At 45.9% G+C, this 12,053-nt stretch carries 10 protein-coding genes; 9 read left to right on the top strand and 1 reads right to left on the bottom strand.

Annotation, left to right across the window (positions count from 1 at the left end; all coding sequences use genetic code 11):
• On the top strand, positions 1-560 hold a 560-nt coding region (locus tag WCK19_RS14515; protein WP_342398109.1), incomplete at its 5' end, for a hypothetical protein.
• A gap of 698 nt (positions 561-1,258) precedes the next feature.
• On the top strand, positions 1,259-5,065 hold the full coding sequence (locus tag WCK19_RS14510) for a DUF11 domain-containing protein (RefSeq protein WP_342398108.1): 3,807 nt from the start codon (positions 1,259-1,261) through the stop codon (positions 5,063-5,065).
• A gap of 104 nt (positions 5,066-5,169) precedes the next feature.
• On the opposite strand, the gene WCK19_RS14505 is transcribed toward WCK19_RS14510, so the two are convergent.
• Complete coding sequence (locus WCK19_RS14505; RefSeq protein ID WP_342398107.1) at positions 5,170-6,468, bottom strand: glycosyltransferase 87 family protein; 1,299 nt, start codon at positions 6,466-6,468, stop codon at positions 5,170-5,172.
• Between the two features lie 344 nt (positions 6,469-6,812).
• Here WCK19_RS14505 and WCK19_RS14500 point away from each other — a divergent pair, with 344 nt between their 5' ends.
• From WCK19_RS14500 to WCK19_RS14470, 7 genes are all read left to right on the top strand, one after another.
• Entirely contained in the window at positions 6,813-7,667 is an 855-nt protein-coding gene (locus WCK19_RS14500) for a 3-hydroxybutyryl-CoA dehydrogenase (protein WP_342398106.1), read from the top strand.
• A gap of 41 nt (positions 7,668-7,708) precedes the next feature.
• Positions 7,709-8,026: a chorismate mutase gene (locus WCK19_RS14495; RefSeq protein ID WP_342398105.1), complete on the top strand. Its 318-nt coding sequence runs from the start codon at positions 7,709-7,711 to the stop codon at positions 8,024-8,026.
• Positions 8,026-8,958: a GNAT family N-acetyltransferase gene (locus tag WCK19_RS14490; RefSeq protein ID WP_342398104.1), complete on the top strand. Its 933-nt coding sequence runs from the start codon at positions 8,026-8,028 to the stop codon at positions 8,956-8,958. The genes WCK19_RS14495 and WCK19_RS14490 overlap by 1 nt, the downstream gene beginning before the upstream one ends.
• 80 nt (positions 8,959-9,038) lie before the next feature.
• Positions 9,039-9,803: a YebC/PmpR family DNA-binding transcriptional regulator gene (locus tag WCK19_RS14485; RefSeq protein ID WP_342398103.1), complete on the top strand. Its 765-nt coding sequence runs from the start codon at positions 9,039-9,041 to the stop codon at positions 9,801-9,803.
• Positions 9,804-9,811: 8 nt separating this feature from the next.
• Positions 9,812-10,339: a crossover junction endodeoxyribonuclease RuvC gene (gene ruvC / locus WCK19_RS14480; RefSeq protein ID WP_342398102.1), complete on the top strand. Its 528-nt coding sequence runs from the start codon at positions 9,812-9,814 to the stop codon at positions 10,337-10,339.
• Complete coding sequence (locus tag WCK19_RS14475) at positions 10,332-11,216, top strand: TlyA family RNA methyltransferase (RefSeq protein ID WP_342398101.1); 885 nt, start codon at positions 10,332-10,334, stop codon at positions 11,214-11,216. The genes ruvC and WCK19_RS14475 overlap by 8 nt, the downstream gene beginning before the upstream one ends.
• Positions 11,217-11,221: 5 nt before the next feature.
• Complete coding sequence (locus WCK19_RS14470) at positions 11,222-12,046, top strand: NAD(+)/NADH kinase (protein WP_342398110.1); 825 nt, start codon at positions 11,222-11,224, stop codon at positions 12,044-12,046.
• Positions 12,047-12,053 lie beyond the last annotated feature (7 nt).

Below are 12,053 nucleotides of genomic sequence, written 5' to 3'. Positions count from 1 at the left end.
AACCGCCTTATGGTCAGCCTCCGCAGGGACAACCGCCTTATGGTCAGCCTCCACAATATCAGCAACAAGCCGCGCAGGCTATGAAGAATCTAACAGCGCCGGTTGCCAGAGTAGATGCCGCTGACGCATACGACCGGGTTTTAAGCTTGATTGCTTATTTATGGATTATCTTTTTTGGCTTCACGTCACTTCTGGGAATCAGGATTGTAGATTTTGGAGGTAGTACCACTCAATTCTCATTTAGTTGGTATTTCAAAGGGCTATTCGGTTTGATCGCCCCATTCGCAATCATGTTAGCTTCTCGGAATAACCCTTTGGCGGGCTTCCACTCCAAACAAGCCTTATTCCTTGCAATTGGATATGTGGTAGTACAAGCGATTTTGCAATTGTTCTACCTAATTCCTGCACGTGGCTTCCAAGACGTATTATTGACCGGTCTTTTGGAACCTTTAATCCAACTTACCTTTGGCTTCGTTGCCGTTTTTGCCGGAATACGCGCCTTCCTTAACAAGGAACTCTATAGCATCCCGGTGCTTGGCGGTTTTATACGCAAACCATAACTCACGTGAATTTTAGCTGCTTGCCCCTTCCCAAAGTACGGGAGGGGGCTTTTTTTATTGCGTTTCTTAACCAAATATGTAATGACCCGCCAAGTAAGCCTCAGCTAGATAGTACAGGAAACGTTGAAGGTTAATAAAACACTTACCCAAATCGCAGCAGAAGCACGGAATCCATCCCAACAGCATTACAAAATAGAAACAAGCCGCGCTCAGAGCAACACTTGACTCCTTCAATTCCGGTTGAAAAGCCCTAAGAGGTCGCTGCCTGATTGATTATACTCAGCAAAAAGACAATTATAAATGTACAACCGACTACCCTTTAGGTCGTTTTTTTGCCAAACCATTACTGGATTATTAGAGTGGATTTCAAAACTTTAATGGTATAGGCTAGAACTTACATGGTATAATCTTAATACTTTTTAATATTGGCTCAAAGATTTGGTGTAGCAGGCTACCGCTTACCTTTGAGTATGACTTGCTGCTTGTTAATAATCTTTAATAAGGTTCGGGGATAATTTATCCAAACATTTTCGGAAGAATAATATTGGTGATTCTATTTTGCGTAGGATTTTGCTTCTATGAAAAATAAGAACCTGCGCTTCAAATAGTTGAGTAAATTCACAGTGATGAGGGATAAAACTATGGAATTATCATCGGGTAATTTTTTACCCACAAACGGATCAGAGGAACTTGAGAGCATGAAGGTTAAACAAACTAACCGATTTCGTAAATGGTGGATTCTGCCTAGCTTATTTTTGGTATTGAGTGTATTATTTTTCCAACCAGCCTCAGCAAGAGCCGAAGGTAGCAGGGATTTATACCCAACTGATCCGGCTACCGATTGCGCTTCCGCTACCGGTCCTCAATATGGCTTTGCAGATGCCCCTAATTTCTGCCGCGCAAACCTAGAATGGCGTACCAGTTTCTACGGACCTAGCGGTTCTCAAATCGCCCGCCGCACTCTACTAAAAGTGTTTGCTCGTACTGGTGAACACATTCTGGTTGGCTCTAGCGCAATGGGAATAGAGCTAGGAGATATTGCAATTTACTCTCAGGGAGTTATCACCGGACCTTTTGGAAGGGAAACTGTACCAGATCCAGCCACATCCAGCGTATTCCGTTGTAGTGTTCAGGGAGGTGGAAGAGGATTAATAGATACGCGCCTTCGTGAATTGGGTGGACCTACCGCCATTTCAGTTGGAGCCGCAACTACCAATAACTATTTGCCATGCTATTATCAGGCTCCTGCTACTGGAGTTTATGATGTTGTATTCACCGGACCAGAGGGTTTTAGCAGTGACAATCAAAATTTAGACCCACTTGGACCAGTTATCAATTTTCTTAACGACGCTCGACAATCAACCAGTGTATCGGCATGGGATGTAACAGTACGCTCTAATGATACTGCTTCCACTACGGATCTTCGAGAGCGCCTCTTTTCATATTCACTCGCGATGTTTACAGGCGGTAATCATAGACCTATTAATTCTACCATCTACATTTATACAAATGATGGGTATCGTTACGAAACCAAATTGAACCAACTTGATCCAAACGGTTATTTGATTTATGCAAATAATCTTGGTTATCTTGATAGTGATGGTGTGACACCTCTCTATCACGATGTTCAGGGTAATACTAATCGGTTGGAATTAGTTCAGGGAGGCGTATCGCTTGCGCCACCGCAATACCCCATATTTTTTAGCAATCCCAATACTAACTCTCTACCAACTGAACTGTATAGTGTGCTAAAAATCAACCCTAACCCACCGAATCCGATAATCAGCAATCTGAATTTTATCGGCTCTTTAAGAGGTAACACCAGCGTATATAGTAGCGGTGGAACTTTTTCCTATAACAGCAATATAGCAGGTACATACCAAATAGTAATTAGCCGTGACGGGGTTAGTTTTGACCCTGCTAATCCACAAAACCGGGTGCTTCGCGGTTTTCGCAATAGCGGCGCTCAAACTGTCGTATGGGATGGACGCGATAATTCGGGAGTGTTTTTCCCGGTAGGCAATGGGTACCGTGTAGTAGCGCAAGTGCAAGCCGGTGAATATCACTTCCCCCTATTGGATGCAGAAAATAGCATTCAGGGCGCACCGGGTTTTATTTTACAGAACCCCCCTACAGGAAACTGTAATAACTTGGTTTTTGGCTGCTCCACCACTTACTACGATGATAGAGGTTATCGAACCCTTAACGGTACAGTTATTGGGGTGATAGGTCAATCTTTGTGTGGTCTAAACCCTCCCGCTATTCCGGTTAGCCTTACCGGTTATAACAGTACGGCAGTACCTAGCCAACGAACTTTTGGTAGCTCTACATTGAGTAACGGCAATGGTAACTGTGACGGCGCATTTGGTGACCGTAAAGGATTAGATGTTTGGATTAACTTCCCCAGCCAAAACACGCAGACGCTACTCAATATCGTAGATGAGAACGCAGATATTGAAGTTATTAAAACTGCCAATACTCAAATTGCAACCGGAAACCAAACTCTAGTCTTTACCGTTACTGTATCCAATCGTGGACCCGGTAAGGCGCCCGGTGTTCAAGTGACAGATGTATTGCCAACCGGCTTGAACCTTGTCACCAGTTCAACTTCACAAGGCACTTATAACCCGACCACCGGAGTATGGGACATCGGGCTTATGGGAGCAGGGCGCATAGTCACATTGCAAATTGCAGCAACTTTTGTAAACCAGCAATGTACTCCGGTTACTAACCTAGCCCGTAAAACTCATCAGGATAATCAAGATTCCATCCAAACTAATGATAGCAGCAGCGTGAGGATTACTTGCGCTATTCCACAGCCTCCACTTACTACTGACCCAACTATCCTTAAAACGGTGGATAAGCGAATAGCGACACCCGGTCAGACTGTTACTTTTAGTATTGCAATTTCTAATCCGGGTCCGGGTGTAGTTAATAATGCTTTGCTTAGCGATGATGTGCCGTTACCATTCCAAGTACAAAACGCTACTTCTACTCTTGGAACCGTTTCGATTAGCGGGCAAGCTGTCCGAGTTAATATAGGCACTTTTGCAGCAGGGGCTTCTGCTACTCTGACAATTACTACCCTAGTATTAGAAGGGAGCAGCGGAAGTTTTAACAATACTGCTATCCTCACTGGTGATGTGAATGGCAACCCTATATCTAAAAGTAGTACCGCTACTGTAGCAATACCGCCAACCGATCCGGTTATTGTCAAAACTGCCGATGTAAGCTCAGCGGTACCGGGTCAAACTGTCAGATTCACCATAAACTTTATAAATCCCGGTCCGTTGGATGTTACCAATGCAGTGATCAAGGATGATGTGCCGTTGCCCTTCAAGGTTACAGGTGCTACCTCATCGCTTGGTACTGTTGCAGTTAACGGGCAAGCGGTTCAAGTTAATATCGGTGCTTTTGCGGTAGGCGCATCCGGTACGCTAATTATTACTACCGAAGTGCAACCAGGAAGTAGTGGCAGTTTCGATAATACCGCCTTCCTAACGGGCAGTATCAACGGGCAGCCCTTTAGCAAAAATAGTGCCGCCACTGTAAAAGTCCCAACTACCGACCCTACCATCGTCAAAACTGCCGATGTAAGTTCGGCGGTACCCGGTCAAACTGTTACATTTACCATCAAATTTACCAATCCCGGCGCAATTGCGGTTAACAATGCGGTAGTCAAGGACGAAGTACCCTTGCCTTTCAAGGTAATGAAGGCTACCTCCTCACTTGGAACTGTTGCGGTTAACGGGCAATCGGTTCAAGTCACTATAGGTAATTTTGCGGCGGGCGCGTCCGACACGCTAGTTATTACCACTGAAGTTCAGCCCGGTAGTTTTGGCAGGTTTGATAATACTGCAAGTTTGACCGGAGATGTAAACGGGAAACCTATTACAAAATCTAGCACTGCTACCGTTAGCGTGCCACCAACCGACCCTACCATTATCAAAACTGCCGATGTTAGTTCCGCGATAGCAGGACAGACCGTCAAATTTACTATTAATTTTGCCAATGCTGGTCAGAATGTTGTAAATAATGCGCTAATCAAGGACGAAGTGCCATTGCCTTTCAAGGTAACGGGGGCAACTTCCTCGCTTGGTACTGTTGCGATTAACGGGCAATCGGTTCAAGTTAGTCTTGGTGATTTTGCCTCCGGTACATCTGGCACGCTGGTTATTACTACAGAGGTGCAACCCGGTTCAACCGGAAGTTTCGATAACACCGCAGTCATTACCGGCGACATCGGTGGAACGTCATTCAGCAAGGGCAGCGCTGTTACCGTAACGATACCGCCCGATGGTGGAACACCGCCGAGCGACAACCAACCACCTCCGGGAAATCCAAAAACACCCAGTGTACCCGGCTTCCCTAATACCGGAGCGGGACATCAACAAGGTGAATTGGCATCAGGCTATATGCCAGTGGCAATTCTAGGCTTGTTAATGTTAACTATACTAGCTACGCTTGGTTTATTGGTTCGGCGCAAAGTCGAAGGGCTAAAATAATCTAACGATAAACAAGGGGCGTAAGCCCCTTGCCTAAGTATGTAATTAGCTCAGAATAATAAAAAAAAACCTCCCGCATACAACAAGCAGGAGGTTTATATTATTTATTCAGTTTGTTTTCGCAGAATTGGTGGAAACCCGGATATACGGATAAAGCTACGGATTGTAAGAACAAATAGTATTATAAGTAACACATTTCGGGCAAGAATCACCACCATAGGTTGCCAGTCAAGAGCTTTCACGCCTAACACCATGAAAGGAAAAGCGATAAAACTCAGGAGAAGTGCCGCAAAATAAACCAAGGCTTGCGAACCGCGCCAGAACACCACAAACGGCAGCAACCAAATCAGATATTGAGGTGATAATACTTTATTCATGATAATAAACCAGAACACCGCTATAGTGGAAGCCTGAAATACCCAATCAGAACGCAATCTGCGCCCCCCTGCTCTGGTAATCCACCAGAGATAGCCGTAAAAGGCTAAAAGCCCCCCAACCGTCAGCAAAGTGGAAAGGCTGGCAAGCGTAGAACCCCATGTGGAAGCAAAATTTATCGAACCGTGATCAACCGAAGAAGCCACGTTAGTTAGACCGAGCGTACTACCCACCCAGATAATACTAGCAAAAACGCTTTCAATTTGTACTCCACGCTCACTGTGATATTTCAAAAATTCGAGGATACCGGGGAAACTGCTTAACACAAACGGTAAAGTGGAGATGCCACCCGCCATGAAAAAGCCTACGCCAGTTCTCAGCGCAAATTCCCGGTCTCCCTTGCCTCGCCAAAAATAAATAAGCAATACCGGTAACAACACTGCCGGGTATAGTTTAGCCGCTGCGGCTAAGCCTAGCATTGCCCCACCCCATCCCGGTTTTTGCCATATAAATAACAGGTAAAAAGCAAGCGCCACCAGAAAGGTAGCCGCTACATCAAAACGGCGGAAAATATAGAGGCAAATCAACAGGCTAGAAAAGCCAAAATAAAAAATACGCCAGTTTGTTTTTAGCGAAGGATAAACTTTGCAAAGTAAATTCCAAACCAAATATAGAGTGCCAAGCGTTAGCAGGTAACTTTGAGCTTGAAACAGCAAAATATAACGGGTTGGTGAAAAAGCGCCCACCGAATTACTGAAAATCGCCGGGAAAATAAAGAAGGGTAGCGCGAATGGTGGATACTCAAGATTGAAATTATGGTAAGGGACAGAGCCGCCTAAAATCTTGTTCGCGTACTGGTAATACAAGTCCACATCATCAGGAGTAGGCATTACGCTATGCCCGATGGTAAAAACCAGAAAAGCAATTGTTAATACGCCGACTGAAGCAAGCGCCATCCAGTCGCGTCTGAAATTATAACCGGGAGAGAGGGAACGAATTTGCCCCCTGACTTCAGAATATGGTTGCACTAATACCTTTGTTGTTACACTAAACAACTCGGCAATAACAACGCCGATGATGCACTGCCAAAGTAAAAAATTTCACTATTTTTCGTATGGTAAAATATAGCCAACCCATTAAAGGTTGTCAATTCGTCTTTTGGATAATGCTGCTATTTTTAAGGGTTTTGTGGCAAATTCGTTGTTGCAATTCTAATTCTGACTCAGGTGAACGATTAATCGCCAACATTATCTGGACAATACCTTATATTCAACCGAGCAGACAAAGAATTATCACTCTAAAATATGCTAAAATTATAGCCCGTTGGACTATTCGCGGAGAGGAAATTTTATATTAGGAGGAGCGCCAGTTCATGGCAATTCAAAAAGTGGGCGTTATCGGTTGTGGCTTAATGGGCAGTGGCATAGCACAGATTAGCGCTCAATCCGGCTTTCAGGTCGTAGTACATGAGATTAACGATGATTTGCTTGGAAAAGGTGTCGGACGTATTCAGGGCTTTATCGGTAAAGAGCTTGAGAAAGAAAAGATTTCCAAAGAGGAAGCTGATAACGCTCTCAAACGAATCAAGGGTACTACCAATCTGGAAGACCTAGCAGATTGCGATTTAATAATTGAAGCGATAATTGAAAACCTTGAAGAAAAACGCAAGCTGTATGCAACGCTAGATAAAATAGTTAAGCCTGAAGCTATTTTCACCAGCAATACTTCTTCAATTACCGTTATAGAAATGGCTTCCGCTACCAAAAGGCAGGCGCAATTTGCCGGACTGCATTTTTTTAATCCGGTGCCGGTGATGAAGTTGGTAGAAGTGGTCAAAACTCTCGTTACCAACGAGGAAACCATTGCCACATTGCTAGAGTTCAGCCAGAAACTTGGCAAAAGAGCGGTACTGGCAAAAGATTCTCCCGGTTTTATCGTAAACCTACTGCTAATTCCTTATTTGCTTGATGCAATTCGCGCCCTTGAATCAGGCGTTGCCAGCAAGGAAGATATTGACGAGGGAATGAAACTCGGTTGTGGACACCCGATGGGTCCGCTTACCTTGTTAGACTTTGTAGGTCTCGATACCACCTACTACATTGCCAATATCATGTTTGATGAATTTAAAGATACTCGCTACGCTGCGCCACCTTTGCTAAAAAGGATGGTTGCTGCCGGTATGTTGGGACGCAAAAGCGGCAAAGGCTTTTACGATTATAGTAAGTAACCACGTACTAGTGTGGTCGCCTGATATTTAAGGGGGCGAAATTGACTTTGACCGAGGAAGAACGCGGGCAAAGGCTCGCCGTTATTCGTAAAGAAATAGACCGCATTGATGCACAGGTAATTACGCTGCTAGGCGAACGTGCGCGGATTGTCGAAGAAGTGGGCAAACTGAAGCCAAGCGCCGATAAGGTGCGCGTACCTGAACGCGAACGCCAAGTTCTTGAGCGAGCCTGTCAGCTTGCGATTGAAAACGGGATTGACCCTTCTTTTGTGGAGCAATTGTATCTAATAATGTTCGATTATTTCGTAGAACACCAACAAAAACAATTGACCCAGAAAACAGAAGAATCCGAGTCTTAATGCAACGTGAATTAACCCCGCAATTCAGGGTAGGCAAATTGGAAGATTTGCCAGCAGTTAAAGAAGTTTGCAAAGATGTATGGGGCGGTAACGATTACATTCCTTTTGTGTGGAAGGAAAGGCTTTCCGAACCGAACAGCAAGGTTTTTGTAGTTGAGATTGAACAACAGCTTGCCGGACTCTACTGCCTTAAAGCAGTGAACGAATCGGGCGCAAAAGCCGGTTGGTGGTCTGGAGTACGGATTGCCACCCCATTTAAAAGACTCGGTTTAGCCTATCGCTTGCTCGAACACGCGCTAAATGTAGCAAAACAAGAGGGAATGTACGCGCTATGCTACAGCACCGGAGAAGACAATATCGCAATGCACCGGTTGGCGGAACGTTTCGGCTTCCGCCTTGTAGCTTCTTATAGTTACGCTACAGGTCAGAAAAGTATTATCCCATTGGGGGAAAGTGCAAATATCACTTTTCGTTTCTTGCATCCCAATGAGTTAGAGTTAGCTTGGGACTTTATTATTAACTCGAAAGAATGGCAACTTGACGAGGGGTTTCATTGCGACTCATGGACATGGAGAAAGCTGGAATTGCAGGATTTGCAAGGCAAGCTGGCGAAAAATGCCGTGACCGGAGGCTTTGAGAAGGATAACCTTAAAGCCTTGAGTATGTTTAACTGCGAAGAATGGGAAAATCAGCACGAGATATTTGTCACTTGGATGGGCGGTGATGTACAAATACAAGCTCAATTGGCACAATATCTTGCCCAGAATGCAATAGCAAAGCCGGTGGAATATTCACTAGTTATGATGTTACCGACAAATCCGAAACTGGACGAAATCCTTGAACAAACAGGATTTATGCTAAGGTTTGAAGACCGTATGCGATTATACGAATTATCTCTGACGGTTGATAAGGTTCGTAACAGAATGGTATAATTAATTGAGTCCGCAAAATAAAGAAAGTAATGCAAACCGATACGGGTAAGGATATCCGGGGTTGAGGAGAGAAATAAAGTATGTCAGGGCACAGTAAATGGCATTCAATCCGAAGATCGAAAGCCATCATTGATAACAAACGAGGCGCAGCTTTTACCAAGCTCGCTCGCGAAATCTCGATTGCGGCTAGAGAGGGTGGCGGCGCTGATCCTGACACCAACTTCAAGTTACGTGTAGCCATTCAGAAAGCGCGTGCCGAAAACATGCCAGTGGATAATATCAAACGCGCCGTAGAAAAAGGCATGGGCGGCGGTGAAGGCGGTATGCAGCTTGAAGAAATTTTCTACGAGGGCTACGGGGCTGGCGGAGCAGCCGTATTGGTACAGGCTCTAACCGATAACCGCAACCGCACTTCTTCCGAAGTACGCAGCGCCTTTACTAAAGGTGGCGGCAATCACGGTGAACCCGGCTCGGTAAGCTGGATGTTTGAGCATGTAGGGCTAATTCGTATTGAGCTTGGAAAGTATGACCCCGAAGAACTGATGCTCATCGCGATTGATGCAGGTGCAAGCGATGTACAGGAAGTTAGAGAAGATGACGAGGTTATTGAACTGGAAGTGTACACCGGCTTTGAAGATATGCGGAAGGTACAAGAAGCATTGGAAAAAGGCGGTATCAAAATAATTTCCAGCGAAGCAATCTTCAATGCCAAAACTACTATGGATTTGGATGATGCCAAAGCGTTGCAAGTGCTACGGTTGATGGAACGGCTTGAAGACCTTGACGATGTACAAAACGTTTATAGCAACCTGAATATTCGCGATGAGGTTGCGGCTCTCCAGTAGGTTTTCGCTTGTCCAAACCATACAAAGATGAAAATCTGGTACTTGGCATAGACCCCGGCTCGGCTTTAATGGGCTGGGGTCTGGTACTTTTACGACCGGACGATTCGCTGGAACTGGTAAATTACGGCGCAATCAGCACATCGCCGCGCCTACCAATGCCTCAACGTTTGCAGCAAATTTATCGCCAACTTACAGGTTTGCTTGAAACAGCCTTTCCATCAGAGTTAGCCATTGAAGAGCTTTTTTTCAATAAAAATACCACCACGGTAATAGCAGTAGGGCAAGCGCGGGGGGTGGCGTTATTAGCCGCTGCCAACCATGATATTGACGTTTTTGAATACACCCCTTTACAGGTTAAACAAGCGTTGGTGGGTTATGGACGCGCCCAGAAAGATCAGGTTCAGGAAATGGTACGGGTGCTGCTGAATCTCGAATATATTCCAAAACCGGATGATGCCGCCGATGCCTTAGCAATTGCCATCTGCCATATACGTAGTAGGCGCTTTATGTCACGATTGGAGGCGCAAAATGGCTAAACCGCGCCCTTCTACAAAAAAACCCCCGGAAATTGTGGTTGAATCCGATAAAAAGCGCGTTGACCAATGGCTAGTGGAATTGGGCATCGCGCCAACCCGCGAGAAAGCGCAGGCTCTGATTATGGCGGGGCAGGTGCTGGCTGGAACGCGCCGCATTGATAAAGCAGGACAAAGCCTGAATCCTGTCGAAGCGCACACCCTTACTCTGAAAGAGGGTAGCGCACTCAAATATGTCAGTCGAGGCGGTTTTAAACTTGAACATGCCCTCGATGTTTTCGAGATTGACCCAACCGGAAAACTCGCGCTGGATGTAGGAGCTAGTACGGGCGGCTTCACCGATTGCTTTTTGCAACGTGGGGCGCGTAAGGTGATTGCGCTGGACGTAGGCAACAGTCAATTAGCGTGGAGCTTGCGGCAAGACCCCCGCGTTTATATTTTGGATCACACCAACGTACGTTATAGTGAAAACCTGCCGGAGATTGAACCCGGTAGGGGAGCAGCGTTAGCAGAAGTGGCTGCCGTAGATGTGAGCTTTATATCGCTTAAATTGGTACTACCGGCAGTGCGAAATCTTATTATTCCTGATGCTCCGCTGTTGGTATTGGTAAAACCGCAATTCGAAGCCGGCAGAGACCGGGTGGGGAAGGGTGGTATAATAAAAGATGCCTCTGTGCATCGCGCCGTACTCGAAGATTTGATAGAATGGTGGAATACTAATAGATTTACCCTGCTAGGGCTAATCCGCTCACCAATCCTCGGAACTGAGGGGAATCTCGAATTTTTGGCACATCTACAAGCTGTTGAGGAAGCAGTAGATAACAACATTACCCCGGCTGCACTCAGCCTTGAACAACTATTAGGGAGAATGGAACTGTGAGACAAATGGTAGTGGTTAGCCGCCCTGCGCCTCCACCCGAAGCGCAAGAATTGGCTGATGGGGTTGAAAGGTTATTGGTGCGGGAAGGCATCAATGTCTGGAGAGGAATTGTACCGGACGAAGGCGAATATGCCAAACGCATGTCAGACTGCGAACTGGTTTTTGTATTGGGTGGTGATGGTACAATCCTTCACGCCGCTAACCTTGCCGCCGCAAACGGTGTGCCAATTGTAGGAGTGGACTTCGGGCGTTTCGGCTTTCTGGCAGAATTGAGTCGGGAGGAAGCCCTTGATAAAATTCCCGCTTTTATAAGAGGCGAACACTGGGTCGAACAGCGCGTTATGTTGAGAGCCGAACACATCCGAGGAGGCGAAGTGCTAGGGCAATATCAGGCTTTGAATGATATTGTGTTGGGTCGCTCTTATCTCTCCGGTATTATTGACGTACAATTGGTCATTGACAACGAATATGTCACTACCTATTTCGGCGATGGCTTAATCGTAAGCACTGCCACCGGCTCAACCGCCTACAACCTTGCAGCAGGTGGTCCGGTACTAGCGCCAAATATGGGCGCAATTGTGTTATCCGCGCTTGCGCCGCATCTTACACACCTAAGCCATCTGTTAGTGCCGCGTGATTCTTCTATCACGCTGCATGTTGGAACGCGCAAGGGCGCTTCTGTTACAGTTGATGGGCAACCTGACTTCCAGATACAGGACAAAGATATGCTGCGAGTAACGCTTGCGCCCTTTACCGCCGGATTTGCACACCTGCAAGATAAAACCTACTTCTACAAAACCCTTGCCAATCGTTTACGGCGTGGCGGTTAATTAAGTA

This window comes from Candidatus Chlorohelix sp., assembly GCF_037138995.1.
Taxonomy (GTDB): domain Bacteria; phylum Chloroflexota; class Chloroflexia; order Chloroheliales; family Chloroheliaceae; genus Chlorohelix.
Note: the sequence above shows the minus strand (reverse complement) of the source record. Positions and strands in the feature narration are given on the sequence as shown.

Excerpts from the sequence above, each read along its gene's own strand:
- WCK19_RS14510 (WP_342398108.1), top strand. The coding sequence starts at position 1,259 with ATGAAGGTTAAACAAACTAACCGATTTCGTAAATGGTGGATTCTGCCT.
- WCK19_RS14500 (WP_342398106.1), top strand. The coding sequence starts at position 6,813 with ATGGCAATTCAAAAAGTGGGCGTTATCGGTTGTGGCTTAATGGGCAGT.
- WCK19_RS14490 (WP_342398104.1), top strand. The coding sequence starts at position 8,026 with ATGCAACGTGAATTAACCCCGCAATTCAGGGTAGGCAAATTGGAAGAT.
- WCK19_RS14485 (WP_342398103.1), top strand. The coding sequence starts at position 9,039 with ATGTCAGGGCACAGTAAATGGCATTCAATCCGAAGATCGAAAGCCATC.
- WCK19_RS14475 (WP_342398101.1), top strand. The coding sequence starts at position 10,332 with ATGGCTAAACCGCGCCCTTCTACAAAAAAACCCCCGGAAATTGTGGTT.
- WCK19_RS14470 (WP_342398110.1), top strand. The coding sequence starts at position 11,222 with ATGGTAGTGGTTAGCCGCCCTGCGCCTCCACCCGAAGCGCAAGAATTG.